Origin of the sequence: Microbacterium laevaniformans (genome assembly GCF_016907555.1) — a bacterium.
GTDB lineage: Bacteria > Actinomycetota > Actinomycetes > Actinomycetales > Microbacteriaceae > Microbacterium > Microbacterium laevaniformans.
In genome coordinates this window covers 2936953-2961536 of sequence record NZ_JAFBCE010000001.1, presented here as the reverse complement: position 1 = coordinate 2961536, position 24584 = coordinate 2936953, and the positions used below count along the sequence as shown (strand labels likewise).

At 70.7% G+C, this 24584-nt stretch carries 21 protein-coding genes; 12 read left to right on the top strand and 9 right to left on the bottom strand.

What is annotated here, in order from left to right:
* Positions 1–54 precede the first annotated feature (54 nt).
* From JOE53_RS14210 to JOE53_RS14200, 3 genes are read left to right on the top strand one after another with little or no spacing between them, the layout of a single operon-like run.
* Positions 55–990 (top strand): ParA family protein, encoded by a 936-nt coding sequence (locus JOE53_RS14210; protein ID WP_271171112.1) that lies wholly within the window; start codon positions 55–57, stop codon positions 988–990.
* The gene (locus JOE53_RS14205) at positions 990–2021 is read left to right on the top strand and encodes a ParB/RepB/Spo0J family partition protein (RefSeq protein ID WP_061683306.1); all 1032 of its coding nucleotides are present in this window, start codon (positions 990–992) and stop codon (positions 2019–2021) included. Before JOE53_RS14210 ends, JOE53_RS14205 begins: the two co-directional genes overlap by 1 nt.
* A gap of 9 nt (positions 2022–2030) precedes the next feature.
* Positions 2031–2372: a hypothetical protein gene (locus JOE53_RS14200; RefSeq protein ID WP_036288880.1), complete on the top strand. Its 342-nt coding sequence runs from the start codon at positions 2031–2033 to the stop codon at positions 2370–2372.
* A 58-nt stretch (positions 2373–2430) separates the two neighbouring features.
* Here the strand turns inward: JOE53_RS14200 and trxA are convergent, their stop codons facing one another.
* The 4 genes from trxA to JOE53_RS14180 form a co-directional block, all read right to left on the bottom strand.
* Positions 2431–2754: a thioredoxin gene (gene trxA / locus JOE53_RS14195; protein ID WP_005054661.1), complete on the bottom strand. Its 324-nt coding sequence runs from the start codon at positions 2752–2754 to the stop codon at positions 2431–2433.
* A gap of 98 nt (positions 2755–2852) precedes the next feature.
* Positions 2853–3833, bottom strand: a complete 981-nt coding sequence (gene trxB / locus JOE53_RS14190) for a thioredoxin-disulfide reductase (RefSeq protein ID WP_061683307.1) — start codon at positions 3831–3833, stop codon at positions 2853–2855.
* Between the two features lie 83 nt (positions 3834–3916).
* Positions 3917–5527, bottom strand: a complete 1611-nt coding sequence (gene murJ / locus JOE53_RS14185; protein ID WP_204948107.1) for a murein biosynthesis integral membrane protein MurJ — start codon at positions 5525–5527, stop codon at positions 3917–3919.
* Positions 5520–7706: a DUF6049 family protein gene (locus tag JOE53_RS14180; RefSeq protein ID WP_204948106.1), complete on the bottom strand. Its 2187-nt coding sequence runs from the start codon at positions 7704–7706 to the stop codon at positions 5520–5522. The genes murJ and JOE53_RS14180 overlap by 8 nt, the downstream gene beginning before the upstream one ends.
* Positions 7707–7862: 156 nt before the next feature.
* On the opposite strand from JOE53_RS14180, the gene JOE53_RS14175 reads away from it, so the two are divergent.
* The 4 genes from JOE53_RS14175 to malQ all read left to right on the top strand — a co-directional run bounded on the left by JOE53_RS14175 (position 7863) and on the right by malQ (position 14726).
* Entirely contained in the window at positions 7863–9440 is a 1578-nt protein-coding gene (locus tag JOE53_RS14175; protein ID WP_204948105.1) for a DUF7059 domain-containing protein, read from the top strand.
* A gap of 39 nt (positions 9441–9479) precedes the next feature.
* Complete coding sequence (locus tag JOE53_RS14170) at positions 9480–10919, top strand: CCA tRNA nucleotidyltransferase (protein ID WP_204948104.1); 1440 nt, start codon at positions 9480–9482, stop codon at positions 10917–10919.
* Positions 10920–11057: 138 nt separating this feature from the next.
* The gene (locus tag JOE53_RS14165; protein ID WP_204948103.1) at positions 11058–12386 is read left to right on the top strand and encodes a GAF domain-containing protein; all 1329 of its coding nucleotides are present in this window, start codon (positions 11058–11060) and stop codon (positions 12384–12386) included.
* Between the two features lie 204 nt (positions 12387–12590).
* On the top strand, positions 12591–14726 hold the full coding sequence (gene malQ / locus JOE53_RS14160; RefSeq protein WP_204948102.1) for a 4-alpha-glucanotransferase: 2136 nt from the start codon (positions 12591–12593) through the stop codon (positions 14724–14726).
* On the opposite strand, the gene JOE53_RS14155 is transcribed toward malQ, so the two are convergent.
* Positions 14698–15615 (bottom strand): DMT family transporter, encoded by a 918-nt coding sequence (locus JOE53_RS14155; protein ID WP_271171111.1) that lies wholly within the window; start codon positions 15613–15615, stop codon positions 14698–14700. The two genes, malQ and JOE53_RS14155, sit on opposite strands and share 29 nt — an antisense overlap.
* Positions 15616–15655: 40 nt before the next feature.
* On the opposite strand from JOE53_RS14155, the gene JOE53_RS14150 reads away from it, so the two are divergent.
* The 3 genes from JOE53_RS14150 to JOE53_RS14140 all read left to right on the top strand — a co-directional run bounded on the left by JOE53_RS14150 (position 15656) and on the right by JOE53_RS14140 (position 18411).
* Positions 15656–16147, top strand: a complete 492-nt coding sequence (locus JOE53_RS14150) for a MarR family winged helix-turn-helix transcriptional regulator (RefSeq protein WP_204948101.1) — start codon at positions 15656–15658, stop codon at positions 16145–16147.
* Positions 16148–16387: 240 nt separating this feature from the next.
* Positions 16388–17935: an acetaldehyde dehydrogenase ExaC gene (exaC, locus tag JOE53_RS14145; RefSeq protein ID WP_204948100.1), complete on the top strand. Its 1548-nt coding sequence runs from the start codon at positions 16388–16390 to the stop codon at positions 17933–17935.
* A 92-nt stretch (positions 17936–18027) separates the two neighbouring features.
* The gene (locus JOE53_RS14140) at positions 18028–18411 is read left to right on the top strand and encodes a DUF779 domain-containing protein (protein WP_036288904.1); all 384 of its coding nucleotides are present in this window, start codon (positions 18028–18030) and stop codon (positions 18409–18411) included.
* A gap of 137 nt (positions 18412–18548) precedes the next feature.
* Here JOE53_RS14140 and JOE53_RS14135 read toward each other — a convergent pair whose 3' ends face one another.
* The 4 genes from JOE53_RS14135 to JOE53_RS14120 are packed head-to-tail and all read right to left on the bottom strand — an operon-like array spanning position 18549 to position 22083.
* Positions 18549–19154: a response regulator transcription factor gene (locus tag JOE53_RS14135; RefSeq protein ID WP_036288907.1), complete on the bottom strand. Its 606-nt coding sequence runs from the start codon at positions 19152–19154 to the stop codon at positions 18549–18551.
* Positions 19151–20323 carry a sensor histidine kinase gene (locus tag JOE53_RS15155; protein WP_051498823.1) on the bottom strand — a complete coding sequence of 391 codons (1173 nt, stop codon included), beginning with the start codon at positions 20321–20323 and terminating at the stop codon, positions 19151–19153. Before JOE53_RS15155 ends, JOE53_RS14135 begins: the two co-directional genes overlap by 4 nt.
* A 24-nt stretch (positions 20324–20347) precedes the next feature.
* Positions 20348–21181, bottom strand: coding sequence for an ABC transporter permease (locus tag JOE53_RS14125; RefSeq protein ID WP_204948099.1), 834 nt, complete (start codon positions 21179–21181; stop codon positions 20348–20350).
* The gene (locus JOE53_RS14120; RefSeq protein WP_036288913.1) at positions 21178–22083 is read right to left on the bottom strand and encodes an ABC transporter ATP-binding protein; all 906 of its coding nucleotides are present in this window, start codon (positions 22081–22083) and stop codon (positions 21178–21180) included. Before JOE53_RS14120 ends, JOE53_RS14125 begins: the two co-directional genes overlap by 4 nt.
* Before the next feature lie 151 nt (positions 22084–22234).
* On the opposite strand from JOE53_RS14120, the gene JOE53_RS14115 reads away from it, so the two are divergent.
* Complete coding sequence (locus JOE53_RS14115) at positions 22235–22645, top strand: response regulator transcription factor (protein ID WP_204948098.1); 411 nt, start codon at positions 22235–22237, stop codon at positions 22643–22645.
* Positions 22646–22822: 177 nt separating this feature from the next.
* Positions 22823–24469, top strand: coding sequence for an ABC transporter substrate-binding protein (locus JOE53_RS14110; RefSeq protein WP_204948097.1), 1647 nt, complete (start codon positions 22823–22825; stop codon positions 24467–24469).
* The last annotated feature ends 115 nt before the right edge of the window (positions 24470–24584 follow it).

The window sequence follows — 24584 nt, the reverse complement described above, 5'->3', positions numbered from 1 at the left end:
CACGTCGGACGCCTCGACTACAGTAGAGGAGTCCCGAAAAGACAGGAGTTGATGGTGCCGGAATCGGAGAACGCGACCGCACCCGCACCCTTCTCCATCGACGACAGCCCGATCGCTCGCGAACTCGCCGACCTCACGTCGCGCCGGAAGGCGTTGGATGCCGTCGACGTCGAGTTCACGGGCGCCACGCGTGTCTTCACGGTATCGAACCAGAAGGGTGGCGTCGGAAAGACGACGACCACCGTGAACCTCGCGGCCGCGCTGGCATCGCTCGGAGCGCGTGTTCTGGTGATCGATCTCGACCCGCAGGGAAACGCGTCCACCGCGCTGGGTGTGCCACACTCCGCCGACATCCCCAGCGTCTACGACGTGCTCATCGACGAGTTCCCCCTCGCTGACATCATCCAGGTCAGCCCGGAGTCACCGAATCTGCTGTGCGCTCCCAGCACGATCCACCTCGCCGGAGCAGAGATCGAACTCGTGTCGCAGGTGGCGCGCGAGCACCGCCTGCGCACGGCGCTCGACGATTTCCTCGCCACCACGTCGGAACGCATCGACATCGTCCTCATCGACTGCCCCCCCTCGCTGGGACTGCTCACCATCAATGCCTTCACCGCCGCGAGCGAGCTGCTGATCCCCATTCAGTGCGAGTACTACGCGCTCGAGGGTCTGAGCCAGCTTCTGGGGAGTGTCCGCATGATCCAGAAGCACCTGAACCCCCGCCTGCACCTTTCGACGATCCTTCTGACGATGTACGACGGCCGCACGCGCCTTGCTCAGCAGGTCGCCGATGAGGTGCGCCAGCACTTTCCGCGGGAGGTGCTGCGGACGGTCATTCCCCGCTCGGTGCGCGTCTCGGAGGCTCCGAGCTTCGGACAGACGGTCATCGCGTACGACGGCCAGTCGGCCGGTGCCGTGTCGTATCGCGAAGCGGCGGTAGAACTGGTCCAACGCGCTCAGCGCGCCCCCGCGAACGAGGAGAACTCCTGATGGCGAAACGTACCGGTCTCGGCCGCGGAATCGGCGCACTCATCCCCACCGGTGACAGTGCAGAGGCGCGTCCCGTCGACGTCTTCTTCCCCGGTGCGTCATCTGCCGCGGCTGCGGCCGCGACCGTCGAGTCGCGCGATGCACAGGTCTCCGGTGTCGCAGACTCGGATGCCGCGGCATCCGCCGTGGGTGACGAAGCCGAGCTCGTGGCGGTGCCGGGGGCGCGACTGATCACGATCGACCCGAACGACATCGTTCCCAACCCCCGCCAGCCGCGCACGAACTTCGATCCCGACGATCTCGCGGAGCTGGTGCACAGCGTCCGCGAGTTCGGAGTGCTGCAGCCGGTCGTCGTCCGTCTCAACGACGAGGGCAGATACGAGCTCATCATGGGGGAGCGTCGCACGCGTGCCTCTCGTGAGGCCGGGTTGACGTCGATCCCTGCGATCGTCCGGGAGACCGCCGACGAGGACCTGCTGCGCGACGCGCTGCTGGAGAACCTGCACCGCTCGCAGCTGAACCCGCTGGAAGAAGCGTCGGCGTACCTCCAGTTGCTCGAGGACTTCGGCATCACGCAGGAGCAGCTGGCGACGCGCATCGGTCGGTCGCGGCCGCAGATCAGCAACACGATCCGACTCTTGAAGTTGCCCATGCCGGTGCAGCAGCGCGTCGCGGCGGGCGTCATCAGCGCAGGTCACGCACGCGCGATCCTCTCGCTGGATGACGCCGACGCGATGCAGCGACTGTCCGACAAGATCATCAACGAGGATCTCTCCGTGCGTGCCGCGGAAGCCGTCGCGAAGGGCATCGCGGACGCGGGCTCACGTCGGATCGCGCCCAAGGCGGGGGCGCGACGTGCGCACCTCGACGACGTCGCCGAGCGCCTCGGTGACCGTCTCAACACGAAGGTGAAGATCACGTTGACGGCAAGAAAAGGCCAGATCAACATTGATTTCGCCACCGTTCAGGATCTCAACCGCATCCTCGGTGAGCTCGGCGAGGACGGGTACGGCGCCGCAAGCGGCGCGTAGGCTGGAGGGGTGAAAGACGACCCCTCGCTCCCGCGTCGCGCCAGCCTGGAGCTGTTGCGCGCCGAAGCGGCGGACGAGCTGGCTGTGCTCGTCGAGGAGCGCATCCGCGACGGCGAGGACCCGTGGGACTTCATGGAAGATCTGCCGTCGGTCGACGAGCTGGTCGTGCTCACGCTGCGAGCGGAGAACATCGCTTCCGACGGTGGCAACAAGCCCACCGCGTCGCGCAACTACCGCGTGCTGCGACAGATCGCGCTGCAGTATCCGCCACTGACGCGGGCGGTGTGGCGCCTGCTGGGAAGCGAACCGCACCGGCGTTGGGACGCGTCGGTGCGAGCCGAAGCATCCTGAACGCCGGTGCGGGTCAGGGCTTGGGTGCCGCGCGGGGCGGCCGCGGGCTGAGGAATGCTCAGCCGAGGTAGGCGGCGAGGTCCTGCTCGAGGGCGAACTTCGGCTTGGCGCCGATGATCGTCTTCTCGACCTGGCCCTTGTTGAATACCTTCATCGCCGGGATGGAGGTGATCTGGTACTCCATGGCGAGGTTGGGGTTCTCGTCGACGTTGAGCTTGAGGACCGTGATCTTCTCGCCGTTCTCCGACTGGATCTCGTCGAGGATGGGTCCGACCATGCGACACGGACCGCACCAGGCGGCCCAGAAGTCGACGAGGACGGGTCCCTCAGCGTCGATGACGTCCTGCTGCCAGGTGCTCTCGCTCGTGGCCTTGGCGGTCATGTCTGTCTCCTTCGTTGTGAGCCGCGGTTCTTTCGGCTCCGGTGTGTGAAACGCGGGGGGATGCCGGGATGTTCCCGACTCCGCACGCACGGGCTCGGTCAGGCGGCGTCTTCGAGGCCGTCGATCTCGGCGGCATCCTTCTCGGGAGCTCCGGCATCGCCGCGGGCGGCGAGGTAGTGCTCGACGTCGAGGGCGGCGGCGGTACCACTGCCGGCAGCCGTGACCGCCTGGCGATAGATCGGGTCGACCACATCACCGGCGGCGAAGACCCCGGGCACCGAGGTGCGCGAGGAGCGGCCGTCCACCCAGATGGTGCCGTGCTCGGTCAGTCGCAGCGAATCGTGCACGAGATGGGTGCGCGGGTCGTTGCCGATCGCGACGAAGACTCCGGTCACAGCCAGTTCGCGCTCAGTGCCGTCGACCGTGTCGCGCAGCAGCAGTCCCGAGACCGCATCGCCACCGAGGACGTCGACGACCTCGCTGTTCCACACGAACTCGATCTTCTCGTTCGCGAAGGCTCGCTCCTGCATGATCTTGGAGGCCCGCAGCTCCGAGCGACGGTGGATGACGTACACCTTCGAGGCGAATTTCGTGAGGAAGGTCGCTTCCTCCATCGCGGAGTCGCCGCCGCCGACGACGGCGATGGCCTGCTCGCGGAAGAAGAAGCCGTCGCACGTCGCGCAGTACGACACGCCGTGACCGGACAGACGCGTTTCGCCCTCGATGCCGATCTTGCGGGGAGCGGACCCGGTCGCGAAGATCACGCTCTCAGCCTCGTGCTCGGCACCGCTGCCGAGCACGATCTTCTTGACGTCGCCGGTGAGCTCGAGCTTCACGACATCGTCGTAGACGACCTCGGTGCCGAACTTCTCCGCCTGCTCCTGCATCTTCGCCATGAGGTCAGGACCCATGATGCCCTCGGGGAATCCGGGAAAATTCTCCACCTCGGTGGTGTTCATGAGCTCGCCGCCGGCCTCGACCGAGCTCGCGATCAGCAGGGGGGAGAGGTTCGCCCGCGCCGCGTAGATGGCGGCGGTGAATCCGGCCGGGCCGGAACCGATGATGATGACCTGTCGCACGTGCTCTTCCCTTTCCGCACGAGCCCCTGTCGGGCTCCAGTGCGTGCAACCCATGCTAACCGCGCGGCATTCCGCGCCGTCGGTCAGCGGCCGGTGAGGCGTCGCACGAGTCGGCCCGCGATTGCGAGCTCAGGGGTGCGCAGCAGCGCCAGAGCGGCGATGTAGACGACCAGCGACGCCGCGCCCACGAGGCCGCCGCCGATCGCCCCGAGCAGGCGGTCGGACACGGTCCAGCCCGCAGGTCCACCCGCCAGCAGGAACACGGCCCATCCCGCGCCGAACGCAGGGACGGCGGCGACGGCGAAGCGGCCGAGCGCCCTCCACGTCGTGCGCAGAGCGGTCGTGTCGGTGTGTCGGCGCAGCAGGCGCAGCGCGACCGGCAGCTGCACGTACGTCGAGAGCGACTGCGTGAAGGCGACGGTGGCGGCGAGGAAGGCCAACGGCAGCAGTCCCGCTGCGACCGCGACCGCCGCGACTGCGGCGCCGAGGGCGGCGAGGGCGGCCTGCACGAAGGAGAAGACGAACGGCGTGCGGGTGTCCCGGAAGGCGAAGAACGCCCGGCGGATGATCAGCAGCACACCGAACGGCACCAGCGCGATGAGGTATCCGCACAGCACCCACGCCATCGGGACCGCACCGTCGGAGTCGGTCGTGAACACGCGGGAGAGTGGGACGGATGCCGCGCCGATCGCGGCCGTGAATCCGAACCCGAACAGCGCGATGGCGCGGATGGACTCGTCGAGGTTGGGAGCGACGCGATCGAGCCGCCCTGCGGCGACCTCCTCGGCGAGCCGCGTGAAGTACGTGGTCGAGATCGACATCGCGACGATCGAGTGCGGGAGCATGAAGATGAGCCAGGCGTAGACCATGACGGTGACGCTCGCCTCGCCGGACGCCTGTGTGACGACGCGGGATTGCACGATTCCCGCGAGCTGGCCGACGACCACGGCGAGGAACGTCCACCATGCGAGCGCGCCGACGTGTCGGAGGCCGATGCCGCGCCATCCGAAGTCGGGTCGGATGTGCAGCCGCGTGCGCTTCCAGAACAGCAGGAGCACGAACGTCTGCATCGCGATGCCCAGCGTGGCGGTTCCGCCGAGGAGCGCGATCATTCCGGCATCCCAGTCCGCGACGGCGGTGAAGGGACCCCCGAAGACCAGGAGGAACACCCCGAACCCGGCGATCGAGACCAGGTTGTTCACGGTCGGAGCCCAGCTGTAGGGGCCGAAGACCTTGCGAGCGTTGAGAACTTCGCCCAGCAGCGCGAACAGCCCGTAGAACAGCAGCTGCGGAAGCAACCAGTAGGCGAAGGCGATGGCCAGGCCCTTCTGGGTGCCGTTCCATCCGTCCGTGTAGAGCCAGATCAACGCGGGGGCCAGCGCCATCATGAGTGCTGTCGCGGCGACGAGCACGACACTGCCGAGGGTCAGCAGCTTCGACACGTATCGCGAGCCGCCGTCGCTGTGCGCGGCGGCCTTCACGATCTGTGGGACGAGGATGCCGGTGATCACACCGGCGGCGAGGAGCTCGTACACGTTCGTCGGAAGCTGCGCCGCGATGCTGAAGGCGTCGGCGGCCTTGCTGCCGTAGGAGCCGATCACGGCGACGAGCACGAGAGAGCGCACCAGCCCGGTGGCGCGCGAGAACAGCGTTCCCGCTCCGATGATGGCGCTCGCGCGACCGAGATTAGCCATCGACGTCCTCTGTCTGGGGGTTGTGCGCCGCGGTGGCGGCGGCGATGCGGCGTCGGCGCATCTTGCGCGCCGTGCGGACGATGCCGAGCACGAGCATCGCGCCGATGAGCACCGACATGACGACGATGCCGACCGACTCCCACTCGGCGCGCACCGAGATGGCGACGCGTACCCGGGGGCCGATCTCCACGCCGGCCGAACTGCGCAGCTGCAGGTCGAGCGTCGACTCGCCGCTTCCCACCCGCGCCTGCACCGGGACCTGCACGCGGGTGCTCTGGGCGGCGCCGGCCGACACATCCGCCGTCTTCTGCACGATGAGGCGCGGGTCGTTGGGGGTGGCGGAGAGGGTCAAGGTGACGGGCCACGGCAGATCGTTGCGCACCGAGAAGGTGAGCGGAGCCGAGGACGCCAGCAGTGTGATGTCGCTCGGGGGCACGATCGCCACGGAGCCCAGCGTCGTCGTCGTGGCATCGCGGTGATCGGACAGTGCGGTGGCGAACTGATCGGGAGCCGCCCGCCACACGTTCCCCATCAACTGGAGGATCTCCGCCCGATCGGGCGCGGTGAGGAGCGTCGGATCGGCGAGCACGGTGGCGAACGCGGCGACGCGGGTCTCCTGGTCGAGCAGATCGCGGAGCGCATCGACACGTGTCGGATCATCCGCCGTGCCGCCGGTGACGGAGACGGACGCCGCCGGGGCCGCCAGCAGTGCATTCAGATCCCACGGCGTGCGCCCGGCCAGTGAGGATGCCGCCGTGATCGCCGCCCGCAGGCCCGTCGCGGACCGTCCGGTCGCACGGTCGACGACGACGAGCAGCGGCGCGGAGGCGGCGGCACCGCGCGTGGCGAGACTCGCGTAGGCCGAGGCCGCCGCGAGACCCGCCCCCTGGTGCACGGGGTCGGAGGCGAGCGAGGCGGTACGCAGGGCACTCGAGGCGCCGTCGTCGTAGGCGAGGATGCCGGCGCCTGCGGCATCCGCCCGCGCACCGACGGCTCCGGTGAGAGCATCCGTTCCCACGAGCGTGATCGGAGCGGGGTCGGCGGCATCGGTGGACGGGTCCGCGCTCCTCAGCGCCGAGACGACAGCCGCCGTGGCGGATCCCGTCGCAGGCCAGAAGACGTCGGCGCGCGCCGCGCCGATGTCGAGCAGCTGGGCGAGGGTGGGCAGCGTGCGCCCGTCGGGTGCGGGGGTGGCGGTGGGGCTTGCGCCGGCGGCCGCCGCGGTGGACGTGAAGTTCCGCGCCGACATGAAAGGGTCCAGGCTGGAGACGCTCAGGGGGGACGGGAGGCCTGCAGCGACCTGCGTGGCCAGATCGGCATCACCGAACTGCAGAGCGAAGCGCGAGTTGGGCAGAGCCAGCAGATCGGCGAGCCACTGCCGCGCCGACGCCGGCGCGGATGACCCGAGGACGCGGATGGCCGCGGGGATCGCAGGGTCGACGGCGAGGATGGCCGGCGTGCCGGTGACGGCGTTCAGTTGGGTGCGCAGGGCCCCGTCGTCGGCGGTGAGGGCCTTCAGATCGTCCGCGGTGAGCAGGCCGGTGGTGGTCGGCGGAGCGGTGATCGGCACGACGACGCCCACACCGCTTCCGGCCGACGCGGCATCCGGCACCGTCAGCACGCTGTGCGCGACGAGCGGCTGCGCACCGGTCGACGAGGAGGAGTACGCCGCGCTCAGCGGGTACACCCCGGGTGCGAGCGCGCCCAGGGCCCCGAGGTCGACCGCGGCCGTCGCGGTCGCCGTCCCGCGCGCGGCGACCGCGGTCACCGGCACCGAGGCCACGGCGGTGTCGGCCGGAGTCCGCGCGTCGAGCCAGGCCGTCAGCTCAGCGCTCGTGGTCAGCGGCGACCGGCTCAGCGCGATGCTCACCGTTCCGCTCGCCGCGGCGGCGTCGCCGGTATTGGAGACGGCGACCGCGACGGAGACGACCGTCGTGGTGACCACGCCGTTGCCGGCCGGAGCCACCGCGACCGAGAGGCTCCCGGCATCCGGGGCGCCGGTCGCGGCATCCGCGGGGGCCGGAGCCGGTGCGGCGACGATCGCGAGCGCGATCCCGACCGAGGCCGCGATCGCGGCGGCGGCCCGCAGGCTTCGCAGCGCCGTGCCGGAGAGCGCGCGGCGGCGGTCGCGCACGCCGTCGGGAGATCGGCGGGCGGCGGCGGGGAAAGACACAGTCATAGCGGGAATCGGCTCCTGTGCGATGCCTGACCGCACGATCAGCTGTGATTCTAGGGTCCTCGCGCTGTGGGCATCCCGTGACCGGCCGCGATCGCCGCGATCCGTCGCGTCGCCGATTGCCGCGAACCGCGCCGGCGTGCGTGAGGATGGGTTGCTGTGGAGCCCACCCTGAACCCCGACCCCGCCCTCATCGCCGCGCTGCGCAGCGACCTGAGCGCTGCCGGCTACCGCGCCGACGCCGTGCGCTCGGTCTGGGGCCCGGTCGCCGACACCGCCGTCGGCCACGGCCTGCACGGACCCGCCCTGGCGGCCCTGGCCCCGCGCACCGATGCGCTCGCCACTCTCGCGCGCCTGCTGTTCCTCGGGGTAAGGACCGACCGTGACGCCGTCGCACGCGCGCTGCCGACGCTCGGGGCGCACGGGCTGGTCAACCTCGGCTTCGCGCGCATCGACGGGGATGCCGTGGTGCCGTCGGTGCTCGTGCGTCCTCAGGACGCGGCGGGTGCGTCGCACGACACGGTCCGCTGGTGGATCGCGAGCGACCTCGACGAGGCCGCACTGGGCGGAGCGCTGCCCACGGGCCACGTCCTGGGTGTGGGGGGCGCCTCCCTCACCCTTGCCGGTCTGCAGCTGACGACGCCGGCCCGCCGGGTCCTCGACGTCGGCACGGGCTGCGGCATCCAGGCCCTGCGCGCCCACCTCGCCCTGTCGGACCCGTCCGCCCCGCACACCGGGGCGCCGACGGATGCCGAGGCGCCGATCGTCGCCACGGACGTCTCCGGCCGTGCGCTCCTGTTCACCCGCATCAACGCGCTCCTCAACGACGCGGAGGGTATCGAGACCCGCCTCGGCAGTCTCTTCGAACCCGTCGCGGGTGAGCAGTTCGACCGCGTCGTGTCGAACCCGCCGTTCGTCATCACGCCGCGCGTCGCGGGCGTGCCGGAGTACGAGTACCGCGACGCCGGATACGCCGGCGACGACCTCGTCGCGGCGTTCGTGTCGGGGGTCGGCGCGGTGCTCGCACCCGGCGGCACCGCGCAGCTGCTGGGCAAGTGGGAGTACCGCGCGGGCCAGGATGGGCTGCAGCGCGTGCGCGAGTGGGTCGCCGCCTCACCGGTGCCGCTGGAGGCCTGGGTGATCGAGCGGGAGCGCCTCGACCCTCTCGCCTACGCCGAACTCTGGGTACGCGACGGCGGCACCGCGCCGGGGACGGCGGGCTACGGCGCGCTCGTCGACGCGTGGCTCGCCGACTTCGCCGCCCGCGAGGTCGATGCGGTCGGGTTCGGCTACCTGCTGCTGCGGCGCCCGGCATCCGCGATTCCCGCGCTGGCCCGCTACGAGCGCATCACGCACCCGTTGCCCGAGGACGGCGCCCTCGGTGCGCACCTGGGCGCCGCGCTCGCCGCCTTCGATGCTCTCGAGGAGTTCGACGACGCGGCCCTCGCCGCCGCCCGCACGATCGTCGCCGACGACGTCACCGAGGCGCGTCATCATCTGCCCGGCGCCGAAGCCCCGAGCGTCATCGAACTGCGCCAGGGCGGCGGTCTCGGGCGCACCCTCGAGGTCGACCCCGCCCTCGCCGCTCTCGTCGGGGCCTCCGACGGTGAGCTCACCGTCGGCCAGCTCTCCGATGCGATCGCGGAGCTGCTCGAAGTGGATGCCGCGGCCCTGCGCGCCGATCTGCTGCCGCGGGTGCGCGAGCTCGTCTTCATCGGGATGCTGCGGCTGGCGTGACCCCGGGGGCGGCGAGGGTGCGCCGGTAGGCTGGAAACCATGCTCAACATGGCCGAAGGCCTCGACCGGCTCGGGTCGCTCGCGACCTCGCCGATCATGGCGACCCTCGGCGCCGCGTTCGCCCAGGCCGGGTTCGAACTGGCAATCGTCGGCGGTCCGGTGCGCGACGCGCTGCTGGGTCGCCCGACCCACGACCTCGACCTCACCACCAATGCCCGCCCCGACGACATCCTGCGGATCGTCAAGCCGCTCGCGACCGCGACGTGGGACATCGGTCGGGCGTTCGGCACGATCGGCGCAAAGATGCCGGGCCCGGCCGGCACCTCCGAGCAGGTCGAGATCACCACCTACCGCGCCGACAGCTACGACGGGCTCACACGCAAGCCCACCGTCGCGTTCGGCGACCGCCTGGAGGACGACCTCGCCCGCCGCGACTTCACGGTCGGCGCGATGGCACTGCGGCTGCCCGTGCCCGCCCTCGTCGACCCGACCGGCGGCGTCGAGGATCTCATCGCGGGCGTCCTGCGCACCCCGGGCGACCCCGACGTCAGCTTCGGCGACGATCCCCTCCGCATGCTGCGCGCCGCCCGGTTCGCCAGTCAGCTCGAGTTCGATGTCGCGCCGGCGACCCTCGAGGCCATGGAGCGCCTGCGCGCGACGATCGCGATCGTGAGCCCCGAGCGGGTGCAGGCCGAGCTCGTGAAGCTCCTCGCCACCGACGATCCGGTGCGCGGCATCCGCATCCTCGTCGAGACGGGGCTGATGGGCGAGATCCTCCCCGAGGTGCCCGCACTGCGCCTCGAAGTCGACGAGCACCATCACCACAAGGACGTCTACGAGCACTCGCTCACGGTCCTGCGCCAGGCCATCGAGCTGGAGCACGCCCGGCATCCGGGGGCGGCGCCCGATACGACGCTGCGCCTGGCCGCGCTGCTGCACGACATCGGCAAGCCCGCGACGCGCAAGCTCGAGCCGGGCGGCGGTGTCAGCTTCCACCACCACGACGTCAAGGGTGCGCGCCTGGCGCGCAAGCGCCTGCAGGCGCTGCGCTTCGACGGCGATACGATCGCCGCGGTCACGCAGCTCATCGAGCAGCACCTGCGCTTCTTCGGGTACGCCGAGGGCGCCTGGACCGACTCGGCGGTGCGGCGCTACGTGCGGGATGCCGGTGATCAGCTCGAGCGGCTCCACATCCTCACCCGCGCCGACGTGACCACCCGCAACGCGAAGAAGGCCACGCGGCTGCGCCGCGCGTACGACGACATCGAGTGGCGCATCGACGAGCTCGCCTCGCAGGAGGAGCTCGCCGCCATCCGTCCCGAGCTCGACGGCAACCGGATCCAGGAGATCCTCGGCATCCCGCCCGGCCGCGAGGTCGGCGAGGCGTACCGCTTCCTGCTGGAGGTGCGCCTGGACGAGGGCCCGATCGGCGCGGACGCCGCCGAGCAGCGCCTGCGTGCCTGGTGGGACGCCCGCTGACCCCTCTTCCCCTCCGCGAGCCGCCACGTTCGTGTCGAGCCGACATGCTCCGGCGCGTCGAATCTTGGCGGCTCGGGGCAATCTTGGCGGCTCGCGATCTAGACTGACGGCACCTCCTCACCGTCGAACGGAGTCGCCGTGCCCTCGCCGTGGTCATCGCGCCGCGAGGTCTCGCCAGAGACGTCGCGTCTGCTGATCGAGCGCGCGCACGAAGAGCTGGTCGGGGGCAACGTCGGCGATCCGCGGCTCGGTCAGATCCGCCCGCTCGTGCAGGACTCCTGGCGCCGCTCGCTCGCGCACCTCGTGGGTGCCGAGGGGCTTCCGCCGCTCGACCTCGGCGACGATGAGCTCGAGGCGTATCGGCGGGCGCATCCTCTTTCGGCGGCGATGGACATGATCCGCGCCCTGCTGCTGCCGGGTGGGGAGAGCGATTCGGGAGTCGTGGTCGCCGTGGGGGATGCCGTCGGACGCCTGTTATGGGTGGAGGGCGACCGCCGGGTGCGCAGCCTCACGGGAGACATGGGCTTCGTCGCGGGCGCGAACTGGTCGGAGGAGGCGGTGGGCACCTCGGCGCCCGGCACCGCGCTGGCCGTCGGACGCTCCGTGCAGATCCACGGTGCCGAGCACTACAACCGGCTCGTGCAGCCCTGGTCGTGCACGGCGGCGCTGGTCTACGACCCCGAGACGCGCCAGGTACTCGGCGTCATCGATGTCACGGGCGACAGCGATGCCGCCACACCGCAGGCGCAGCTGCTCGTCGACGCGACGGCGCGCGCCGTCGAATCCGAGCTGCTCGTCGGCAGGCTCCGCGCCCGCGCCCAACCTCCCGCGCCGCGGCGGACGCAGCGGCCCGCGGTGGCAGCGGCGACCGCGACGACGATGCTGCGCGTGCTCGGCCGCGACCGTGCGCTCCTCGACGTCGCCGGACCCGACAGCGCCACGGTGACCGAGTTGTCGGCCCGGCACGCCGAGATCCTCCTCATGCTCGCCGTGCATCGCGAGGGGCTGTCGGCCGAGCGGCTCGGACAGCTCGTCTACGGCGAGGATGCCGCGGAGGGAACGCTGAGGCCGGAACTCGTCCGCCTCCGCAAAGTGCTGGAGCGGGTCGCGCCGCACCTGGTCCCGGCATCCCGGCCCTACCGCCTCACCGCAGAGCTGCACACCGACGCCCACCAGGTGGTCGCGTTGCTCGGACGCGGCGCCCACCGGGTGGCGCTCGCCGCCTACCGCGGACGGGTGCTTCCCGACTCGGTCGCGCCGGGGGTGGAGGAGTTCCGCGACTCGGTGCGGCTCGCCCTGCGCGACGCACTGCTCACGGAGGCATCGGTCGACGTGCTGCTCGCCTACGCCGACACCGATGACGGAGCCGACGACGCCGAGGTCCTGCGTCTGGCCCTCGAGATGCTGCCGGCCCGCTCTCCCCGCCGCGCCGGTCTCGTCGCGCGGATCGAGAAGCTCGAGGCATGAGCGCCCGCGGCGCTCGGTGGCGGCGCTTGGTGGCGGCGCTCGTAACTCCGCCTGAGCGCGGGTGGTGGTGGGCTGGGGGCGCGGGGCGGTTGGTTGAGGCGGAGTTGCGCGCGGCGGCGTCCGACCCGACCCCGGCGCGACAGGGTCGGGCGAGGATGCCAGGATGGGCGCAGACGCCGTCACCGGCGCCGAGGGAGGATCGACATGACCGACGACGCGCCCACCCCCGACCTCGTGCGCCTCGCCGCCGTGCACGGCATCGCGACGGAGTACTGGTCGTTCTTCGGCGATCGGGTGCAGGTCCCGGCATCCACCCTCCGCGCGGTGCTCGCGGCCATGCGCGTCGACGCCTCGTCGGATGCCGCGGTCACGGCATCCCTCATCGCCGAGGAGGAGCGGGTGTGGCGTGAACTGCTGCCTGCCTCGTTCGTGACGCGCGCCGGCGTCGGCGTGCTGTGGGTGCACGTCTTCGACGGGCACGACGTGACCGTGACGGTGGCTCTCGAGGACGGGTCGGAGCGCGTGCTCACGATCCCCGAGCAGCGCCCGGCCGCGCGGCTGGTGGACGGCATCCTGCGGTGGCGGGTCGAGCTGCCGGTACCCGACGACCTGCCGCTGGGGTGGCACACCGTGCGTGCGGAGCAGCGCCCGTTCGGCGGCGCCGAGGCCGACCGCACGGCATCCGCTCCCTTCGTGATCACGCCCGATCGCCTCGGCGACCCGCCCGCCCGTGGCGGGCGTACGCGCGGCTGGGGCCTCATGGCGCAGCTGTACTCCGTCCGCTCCCGGGCATCGTGGGGCCTCGGCGACTTCGCCGATCTCGCCGACCTCGCGGCGATCGCGGGCGAGCGCGGCGCCGACTTCCTGCTGATCAACCCCGTGCACGCGGCGGAGGTGACCAGTCCGATCGAGCCGTCGCCGTACCGCCCCGCGACCCGCCGCTTCGTGGCCCCGCTGTACGTGCGTCCCGAAGACATCCGCGAGGTCGCCTACCTGACGCCCACCGAGCGCGCCGTCGTCGAGGCCGCCCGCGGCCCCGTCGCAGCGATGAACGACGACGCGGACCGCATCGATCGCGACGCGGTCTGGGCCGCGAAGCGACTCGGCCTCGACGCGATCTTCGCGGTGCCGCTGACGCCGTCGCGCCGCGCCGAGCTCGATGCCTTCGCCGCGCGCGAGGGACAGCCGCTGCAGGACTTCGCCCTGTGGTGCGCGCTCGAGGAGCACTACCTCGGTCGCGAGAGGCCGGCCGAGGTCGACGACATCCGCTCCCCGCTGGTCGCCGAGCTGCGCACGCGCCTGGCCGACCGGGTCGCGTTCCACGTGTGGCTGCAGTGGATCGCCGACCAGCAGGTCGCCGATGCGCAGGCCGCAGCCAAGGCGGCGGGCATGGCGATCGGTGTCATGCACGACCTGGCCGTCGGGGTGCACCCGCAGGGGTCGGACGCGTGGTCGCTGCGGGAGATGTACGCGACCGGCATGGCGGTCGGCGCGCCGCCCGACATGTACAACCAGCAGGGCCAGACCTGGAATCAGCCGCCGTGGCTGCCGCGCGCGCTCGCCGAGGCCGGGTACGCCCCGCTGCGCGACATGATCCGCACGCTCCTGCGCCACGCCGGCGCGCTGCGCATCGACCACGTGATCGGGCTGTTCCGCCTGTGGTGGATCCCCGAGGGGCTGAGTCCCGCCGCGGGCACGTACGTCCGCTACGACCACGAGGCGATGATCGGCGTGCTGCTGCTCGAGGCCGACCGCGCCGGGGCCGTGCTCATCGGCGAGGACCTCGGCAACGTCGAGCCGTGGGTGCGCGAGTACCTGTCGGCGCGCGGCGTGCTGGGCACCTCGGTGCTGTGGTTCGAGCGCGAGGGCGACGGCTTCCGTCCGCCGGAGCAGTACCGCCGATCGCTGCTGGCCACCGTCAACACGCACGACCTGCCCCCGACCGCGGGGTACCTGGCCGACGAGCACGTCGCCCTTCGCGCACGACTCGGTCTGCTGACGCGTACGGTCGAGGAGGAGCTGGCCGACGCGGATGCCGAGCGGGCGACCATGCTGGCACTGCTGCGGGAGCGCGGCCTGCTGGGCGCAGACCCGAGCGAGGCGGAGGTCATCGCGGCGCTGAACGTGCTGATCACGGCATCCCCCTCGCAGCTGCTCGGGGTGGCGCTGGTGGATGCCGTCGGGGAGCGCCGGGCGCAGAACCAGCCCGGAACCGACCGCGAGTACCCGAACTGGCAGATCCCGCTCGCGGGACCGGACGGTCGTGCCGTGCTGCTGGACGAGCTCGCGGACGACTCGCGGTTCGACGCGCTCACGCGCGCCGTCGACGCCCACCTCTGACGAGCGGCTGGGGCGCTGGCCGGGGACCGGGCCCCGGAGCGGTGGGCGCGAGGGTGCCGATGAGCACCCCGACCACGACGAGCGCGAGGCCGACGATCTGCGCGGGACCGAACGGCTCGTGCGCGACGACGACGCCCAGGAGCACACCGGTCACGGGATTGAGCAGCCCGATCACGCCGACGACCGCGCCGGGCAGCCGCGACAGCCCGGTGAACCACGCGGCGTAGGCGACCGCCGTGGCGACGAGGATGATGTACGCGAACCCGAGCAGCGCCGGTCCATCGAGGGGCGGCGGTGCACCCTCCACGATGATCGCGACCGGCGCCACGACGAGGGAGCCGGCGATGAGCTGCCACGCCGTCATCGTCAGGGGTGGCACGTCCGCTCCCCACCGCGTCGTCAGTACGAAGCCGAGCGATGAGGAGAGCATCGCCACGATGGATGCCGCGATGCCCCACCCGTCGGCATCCCCTCCGCCGGGCTGCAGCATGATGACCACGCCGACGATGCCGAGCGACGCGCCGAGCGCCGCCCGGAGCGCCGGCCGCTGCCGCAGCAGCACCCAGCTGAGCAGCAGCAGCGCCGCCGCCGAGGTGGACATGATCGTCGCGGCCAGACTCGTCGCGAGGCGCTGTGCGGCGACGTAGACGAGCACGTTGAGGCCCCCGACGGTGAGACCGCCGAGCACGACCGAGCGCCACCACCACGCGCCGCGCGGCAGTCGCCGGGTGACGAGCAGCACGAGAAGCCCCGCCGGCAGGCACCGGATGACCGCGCCCCACAGCGCCGCGTCGGGCGGCAGCACATGACGCGTCACGAAGTAGGTGCTCCCCCAGGCGACGGAGGCGATCGCCGTCACGAGAACCCATCGCAGCCTTTTATCTTCCACGGAAGAGAATATAGCTTCCGCGGAAGGTAAAGTCGACGGCGTGCAGGATCACGTCGACCTCGTCCAGGAGCAGTGGCGCCGCGAGCGTCCCGATCTCGATCCGTCGCCGCAGGGCGTGATCGGCCGTCTTCATCGTCTTGCCGCGGCGCTGACGGCGGAGCTGACCGCCGTCTACGCGCAGTTCGGGCTGAGCGAGGCGGAGTTCGACCTCCTGGCATCCCTTCGCCGCGCCGGTGCGCCGTACGAGCTGCCGGCGGGCGAACTGGCCGACCACACGATGGTCACCACCGGCGGGCTCACCAAGCGTGTCGACCGCCTGATCGAGCGCGGCCTCGTCGTCCGCACGGATGCCGAGGACGATCGCCGCCGGCGCCTCGTGCGCCTCACCCCCGAGGGCGTCGAGCTCATCGACCGCGCGTTCACGGCCCACCTCGCCAACGAGCACCGCCTTCTCGCGCTCCTGCACGCGGGCGACGCCGCCGCCCTGCGCGACGCCTCCCGCCGCTGGCTCGCCGCCCTCGGCCACGACTGACCCGGCATCCCGCCCCACCCCCACCCCCACCGCGAGAAACCACTCTCGCGCCGAGAAACACCCCACGCAGGGGTTTCTCGGCACGCAACGTGTTTCTCGCGGCGGATGCCGGGGCGCAAGCCACGCGGATGCCGCGGCGCCAGCCGCCCATGCAACGGGATGCAACGTTGCGGTGCGTACCGTCGGCGCATCCGAACGCGGCGGGGATGCCGCGGACCATGCACTGTCGAAGGAGACACCATGACCATCGTCGAAGAGGGCGTCTCGAGCGTCTACGCCGCTCCGGGCCAGCGCGGGGCGATCGCCGAGTACCGTCCGCGGTACGGGCACTACATCGGCGGCGAGTTCGTCGAACCGATCAAGGGCCAGTACTTCGAGAACATCACCCCCGTCACGGGCAAGCCGTTCACGGAGGTCGGCCGCGGTACCGCGGAAGACATCGACCGCGCCGTCGACGTCGCCTGGAAGGCGTTCGAGTCGTGGAAGAAGACCACCCCGGCCGACCGCGCGAACATCCTCAACAAGATCGCCGACCGCATCGAGGCGAACCTCGAGAAGATCGCCGTCGCCGAGACGTGGGAGAACGGCAAGCCGGTCCGTGAGACGCTCGCCGCCGACATCCCGCTGGCGATCGACCACTTCCGCTACTTCGCCGGCGTGCTGCGCGCCCAGGAGGGCACGCTCAGCCAGATCGACGAAGACACCGTCGCATATCACTTCCACGAACCGCTGGGTGTCGTCGGCCAGATCATCCCGTGGAACTTCCCGCTGCTGATGGCCACCTGGAAGCTCGCGCCCGCGCTCGCCGCCGGCAACTGCGTCGTGCTGAAGCCGGCTGAGCAGACCCCGGCATCCATCCTGTTCCTCTTCGACATCATCGGCGACCTGCTGCCGGCCGGTGTCGTGAACATCGTCAACGGGTTCGGTATCGAGGCGGGCGCGCCGCTCGCCCAGCACAAGCGCATCCGCAAGGTCGCGTTCACGGGAGAGACCACGACCGGTCGGCTGATCATGCAGTACGCGTCGCAGAACCTCATCCCGGTGACGCTGGAGCTCGGCGGCAAGAGCGCGAACATCTTCTTCGAGGACGTCGCCCGTCAGAAGGACGCCTACTACGACAAGGCGCTGGAGGGCTTCACGTTCTTCGCGCTGAACCAGGGCGAGGTCTGCACCTGCCCGTCGCGGGCGCTCATCCAGCGCTCGATCTACGACCAGTTCCTCGGCGACGGCCTCGAGCGCGTCGGCAAGATCATCCAGGGAAACCCCCTCGACCCCGCCACCATGATCGGTGCGCAGGCCTCGAACGACCAGCTCGAGAAGATCCTCAGCTACATCGAGATCGGCAAGGCCGAGGGCGCGAAGCTGCTCGCCGGCGGGGAGCGGGTGGACCTCGGCGGCGAGCTCAGCGGTGGCTACTACGTGGCACCGACGGTGTTCGAGGGACAGAACTCGATGCGCATCTTCCAGGAGGAGATCTTCGGTCCCGTCGTCTCGGTGACCAGCTTCGCCGGCTTCGACGACGCCATCCACACCGCCAACGACACCCTCTACGGCCTGGGTGCGGGCGTGTGGAGCCGGTCGGCCGACACGATGTACCGCGCCGGTCGCCGCATCGAGGCCGGTCGCGTGTGGACGAACACCTATCACCAGTACCCGGCGCACGCCGCGTTCGGCGGGTACAAGCAGTCGGGCATCGGCCGCGAGAACCACCTCAAGATGCTCGATCACTACCAGCAGACCAAGAACCTGCTCGTGTCCTACGCCGAAGGGCCGATGGGCTTCTTCTGAGTCGAGACACATCGGCGAGACACGACCTGCCGCCCCAGACGCCCGTGCGTTTCGGGCGGCAGGTCGTGTCTCGGCAGAGAAAGGGGTCGGTCATGACGGCCACACTCAGCAGGGTCGCGGTGACGGATGCCGCGGCATCCCTCCTGCGTCAGCTCACGGCGCAGCACGGCAAGCTCATGTTCCACCAGTCCGGCGGATGCTGCGACGGCAGCGCACCCATGTGCTACCCCGTCGGGATGTTCCTCACCGGGCCGTCGGACGTGAAACTCGGCGACCTCGACGTGGGGCTGGACGACCCCATCGAGGTCTTCATCTCCGCATCGCAGTTCGAGTACTGGAAGTACACGCACCTCACGATCGACGTCGTTCCGGGCCGCGGCGCGGGCTTCAGCGTCGAGGGGCCGACCGGCATGCGCTTCCTCATCCGCTCGCGGATGCTGGACGACGCCGAACTCGACCACTTCGGCCTGCGCTGACGGCGGCCCGCCGCCGCGCCGCGAACCGCCCCGCGAACCGCGAGACACCACGCGTGCACCGAGACACCGGTGCACAGCGCGTGTCTGGGTGCGCAGCGCGTGTCTCGCGGTGAGGGGGGAGGCGCCGGATGCCGCGGCTAGAGCCAGCCGTTCTCGTCGGCGACCCGCACGGCGTCGGCGCGGTTGCGGGCACCCGTCTTGCCGATCGCCATGGAGAGATGGTTGCGCACCGTGCCCTCGCTCAGGTGCAGCATCTGCGCGATGTCGGCGATCGAGCCGCCTGTCCGGGCCACCGCGAGCACATCGGTCTCGCGGGCCGTCAGGGGAGACTCGCCCTGCGCGAGCGAGTCGGCGGCGAGGGCGGGATCGACGACCCGCAGCCCCTGCGCCACCCGTCGGACGGCGTCGGCGAGCTGTGCCGCGGGCGTGTCCTTCACGACGAAGCCGGACGCTCCCGCCCGCATCGCACGCGTCAGATACCCCGGCCGCCCGAAGGTGGTCACGATGAGCGTCCGGCAGGTCGGCAGGGCGCTGCGCAGCGCGGATGCCGCCGCGATCCCGTCCATCCCCGGCATCTCGATGTCGAGCAGGGCGACGTCCGCAGCCGATCGCACGGCGGCATCCACGACCTCGTCACCGCGACCCACCTCGGCGACCACCTCGATGTCGGGTTCGAGACCGAGCAGGGCCGACAGGGCGCCGCGCACGAGTGCCTGATCGTCGGCGATGAGCAGGCGGATCACAGCGTCGCCTTCAGGAGGAACCCGCCGAGGTCGCTGCGCCCGATCGTGAGCCGGCCGCCGGCGCTCTCGACGCGCTCTCGGATGCCGACGAGCCCGTTGCCGCCGACGGCCTCGTCCGCCCTCGGTCCGACGCCGTCGTCGCAGATCGCGACGGCGCGAGCGGTCAGCTCGATGCGGCAGCGCGAGGCCTGCGCGTGCCGGATGACGTTCGTGACGCCCTCGCGCACGACCCATCCCGCGAGCTCCCGCCTGTCCGCCGGCAGCATGTCGGTCGAGCCGGGCAGCTGCGCCTCGATGCCCGCCGCCTCGAGCGCCGCCCGTGCCGCGGCAAGCTCACCGGAGATGCTGACTCCGCGGTAGCCGGCGACGGTGGCGCGCACATCGGTCAGCGCGCCGCGGGCGAGCTGCTCGACCTCGGCGATCTCCGTACGGGCGCGCTCGGGATCGACGTCGATGAGGCGCCCGGCCAGTTCGGTCTTGACGGTGATGACGGTGAGCGAGTGCCCGAGGATGTCGTGCAGATCGCGGGCGACCCGGCTGCGCTCGCGCTCGACCGCCATCGTCGCCATCTGATCGCGCGTCGCACGCAACTCGTTCATCGCGGCGATGTTGCGGGCGAAGGCGGCCATCATGGCGGAGATGGAGATGAGTATCGCGGGGATCCAGAGGATGTCCTCGTTCCAGCCGTTCAGCGCGACGCCGGCGAGGAGGGATGCCGCGCCGAGGGCGAACAGCAGCAGCCAGGTGAGGCGCAGCGGCAGCACCGCCATGCCCACCAGCACGCCGACGTACGTCCACAGGCCGCGCACCTCCCACCCCGCCCAGGGGAACAGCGAGAAGGAGAACACGAAGAGCGCGGCGGCTGGCAGCAGCCGATGCCGCGTCGCGCGGGGTGCCCACGCGAGCGGGGCGCCCACGAGGAACCCGACCGCGAAGACCGCCAGCAGCGTCAGCGGGACGATCGCCCGTACCGGCCCGTCGGCGGTGAGGATCGGGATGAAGGTGAGCAGCCAGATCATCGACAGCGCCGACCCCGTGTACCAGCGCACGGCGCCGCGCCCGGTGAGGATCCCCTTCACCGTGCGCGGCGACGTGCCGTCGGTCGGCTGGATGTTCCAGCGCGGTTCGCCGAAGTCGTGCGACGGGCCGCCGCCGGTGAGTGCGGTCACGGATCTCACTGTAGGACGCGCGGCTCACACGCGCTTCGTGTCGCGCCGGAACGCCCACGTCGTGCCGGCGACGAACAGCACGAGCCAGACGAGCGCGTTGACCAGCCACATCGCGTCGAAGCTCTCGCCGGTCAGCGGTGAGCGGACGAGCTCGCCGATGCCGTAGACGGGCGTGAACTTCGCGATCGTCTGCATGAAGTCGGGCATGCTGCTGAGCGGGTAGAACAGGCCGCCGAGGAACGACAGGAAGACGACGATCAGACTCGTCACCTGCGCGGCGTTCTCACTCGGCATGAGGTAGCCGACGAACAGCCCGAGGGTCGTGAAGACGGCGCTCGCGAGCACCCAGCCGACCAGTCCCGTGCCGATCCACTGCCCGGCGCTGAGCTGGATGCCGCTGATCGCGCCGGCCGCATATGTGGCGACGACCGCGAGAAGGCCCAGCACCATGCCCGCGATCATCTTGATGATGATGTTGACGAGCGGGTTCAGCGGGGTCAGCCGCAGCTGCCGGCTCCAGCCTTGCGTGCGTTCCAGGGCGACGGCCGCGCCGGTCTGCGTGGCCGACATCATGGCGCCGTACATCGCCATCGACACCATGATGTACGCCGCGACCGACACGCCGCCGTCGGCGACGGGCGTCGCCGTGAGCTGCTCGTCGCGGAGGGGAAGGCCGATGATGACGTACATCATGACGGGGAAGGCGATCGTGAAGAACAGCGTCCGGCGATTGCGCAGGCGCCGTCTGAGCTCGATGCCCAGATAGGTCAGATTGAAGCCGCCGAGCGGAGGGACGCGGCGGTCGAGGGTGACCCGGTCGGCCGACAGCGCGGACGTCGCGGAGGATGCGGTGCTCATGCGGAGGCTCCTTCGGAGGTGAGGGCGAGGAAGACGCTCTCGAGGTTCTGGGACGTGATCTCGACGTCGCGGGCCGCCGTCTCGGTGAGGAGGTGGCGGGCGACGGCATCCGAGTTCTTCGTGTGGATGCTGATGCGGTCGCCGGCGAACTCGACGTCGTCGACGCCGGGAAGGCCGGCGAGCCGCGCCGGGTCGGCGCCGGGCAGGGTGGCGCGGACGATGCGACCGGAGACGAGGTTCTTGATCTCGGCGGTGGAGCCGTCGGCGACGATGCGCCCGCGGCTCATCAGCACGATGCGGTCGGCGTACTCATCGGCCTCGTCGAGGTAATGCGTCGCGAACAGCACCGTGCGCCCGCGGGCGGCATCGGCGCGGATCGCGCTCCAGAAGGCGCGGCGCCCCTCGACGTCCATGCCGGTCGTGGGCTCGTCGAGGATCAGCAGTCCGGGGTCGCTGAGCAGCGCCATCGCGAAGCGCAGTCGCTGCTGCTGGCCGCCCGAGCACAGGCCGACCCGGCGGCTCCTCAGGTCGCTGATGCCCGCGCGCTGCATGACCTCCTCGATCGGACGCGTGTCGGCGAACAGGCTCGCCGTGAGCGCGAGCGTCTCGCGCACCGTGATGTCCTTCAGCAGGCCGCCGGTCTGCAACACCGCCGAGACGAGGCCGTGCGAGATGGCCGCGCGCGGGCTCTCGCCGAACACGCGCACCGCGCCCCCGTCGGGGTCCGACAGGCCCAGCAGCATGTCGATGGTCGTCGTCTTGCCGGCGCCGTTCGGGCCCAGGAAGGCGACGATCTCGCCCGGGCGCACCCGCAGATCGACGCTCTCCACCGCTCGGACACTGCCGAAGCTCTTGCGCAGGCCCGCGGCATCCACCGCGAGCAGTCCCTGGTTCTCATCCATGTCTCCGACTCTGCCCGCGCGCCGGCCTGTGCACCGCACACGGCCGTCACGACTGCGCCATGACATTCGTCACGGCCGAAAACTCGTCGGCGTACTCGCGTGACGAATGGTCGGTTTCGCACTCTCTACCGGTGGAGCGCAAGGAGGAGACATGACTGCTTCGGGAGGCGCGGCACTGCGGCGCGTGACGATCGTCGACCCACCGCGTGCCCGCAGGGCGCACGCGCGCGAGCTGTTGGCGGGCCGGCTGGGCATGCGCGTGGTCGCCCTCACCGCCGACGCCCCCGACCATGTCGTCCGGACGTTGATGGATGCCGGGGTGGAGGGCATCGTGTCCTCGCGGGAGTCCGAGGGTATCGTGCTGGCGGTCGTCGATGCGGTCCGCCGGGGTGCGCGCGCCCGGTCGCCCCATGCGCGCGCGAAGCTCGACGCGCTCGCCGTGCGCCCCGCTCTGAGCGCGCAGGAGGCCCGGCTCGTCATCCACACCAACTCGGAGCTCGCGCAGGCCGCGCGCGACGACGGCCTGCTCCCGCCGGAACACGCGAGCGCACGCGATCACTGACGCGGCGCGATGGACGCTCCTGCGCGAGAGACCCGCCTCAGGCGCGGTGGTCTCCGGTTTCATTCCTGTTACAAAAAGCGCGATCACGAGGCAGGCCGGCGATGTGCACGAAAGGATAGCGACCTGAGCTTCGCCTGTCCGGCGGGGCCGACCGACATACAGCAGAGGTACTCACATATGGCACTGCACTTCAGTTCGCCGGGCTCCGCCCGCGCCCGCACCGCTCTGGCAGCGGGCGCGCTCGCCGTCTCCGCGCTGCTCCTGGCCGGCTGCGCCGGCGGAGGGTCCACGGGCGGGTCGACCGATGGCGCGGCATCCGGGCCCATCATCATCGGCACGACCGACAAGGTCACCACGCTCGACCCGGCCGGCTCGTACGACAACGGCTCGCTCGCCGTGCAGACCCAGGTCTTCCCCTACCTGGTGAACACCGACTACAACTCCAACAAGGTCGTCCCCGACCTCGCCGAGTCCGCCGAGTTCACCTCACCCAACGAGTACACGGTGAAGCTGCCCGCGGGTCTGAAGTGGGCCAACGGCCACGACCTGACCTCCTCGGACGTCAAGTTCTCGTTCGACCGCAACCTGAAGATCGCCGACCCCAACGGCGCGTCGAGCCTGCTCTACAACCTTGACAGCGTCTCGACGCCGGATGCCACGACCGTCGTCTTCAAGCTCAAGACCGACAACGACCAGGTCTTCCCCTTCATCCTCACGTCCTTCCCCGGCGCGATCGTCGACGAAGAGGTGTTCTCGGCCGACGCCGTCACGCCCGACCAGGACATCGTGAAGGCCGACGCCTTCGGCGGCCCCTACTCGATCACGAAGTGGGACTTCAACAAGACGGTCGAGTTCACGCCCAACAAGAACTACAAGGGTCTGCTCGCCGCGCCGAGCAACTCGGGCGCCATCCTCAGCTACTTCGCCGAGTCGTCCAACCTGAAGCTGGCCGTCCAGCAGGGCGACGTCGACGTGGCCTACCGCAGCCTGTCGTCGACCGACGTGGCCGACCTGTCGGGCAACGACAAGGTCAAGGTCGTCGAGGGTCCGGGTGGCGAGATCCGCTACATCGTCTTCAACTTCAACACGCAGCCGTACGGTGCGACGACCGCAGAGGCCGACCCGGCCAAGGCGCTCGCCGTCCGCCAGGCGGTGGCCGATCTGATCGACCGCAAGACGATCTCCGACCAGGTCTACAAGGGCACCTACACCCCGCTCTACTCGTACGTTCCGGCCGGCTTCGCGGGCGCGACCGACGCCCTGAAGGGTCTCTACGGCGACGGCAACGGAGGCCCCAGCGCCGACAAGGCGAAGGCGGCGCTGGCCGCGGCCGGTGTGACGACTCCCGTCGCGCTGAGCCTGCAGTACAGCCCGGACCACTACGGTCCGTCGTCGGGTGACGAGTACGCGCTGGTGAAGCAGCAGCTCGAGAAGGACGGTCTGTTCACCGTCAACCTGCAGTCGACCGAGTGGGTGCAGTACTCCAAGGACCGCACCGCCGACGTCTACCCGGCCTACCAGCTCGGCTGGTTCCCGGACTACTCCGACGCCGACAACTACCTGACGCCGTTCTTCCTGGAGAAGAACTTCCTGGGCAACCACTACGTCAACCCGGAGGTCAACGACCTGATCCTCAAGCAGGCCGTCGAACCGGATGCCGCCACGCGCACGTCCGACATCGAGAAGATCCAGGACCTCGTGGCCAAGGACCTCTCGACCGTCCCGCTGCTGCAGGGCGCTCAGGTCGCGGTGACCGGTGCCGACGTGAAGGGCGTCACGCTCGACGCGTCGTTCAAGCTCCGTTTCGCTCCGATCACGAAGTAACGCGTTCCGGGCGTTTCGACTCGTCGCTGCGCTCCTCACTCAACGACCGGGGGAATCACACCCCCGGTCGTTGAGCGAGCGCAGCGAGTCGAAACGCCCGTCATCCGTAGAGTAG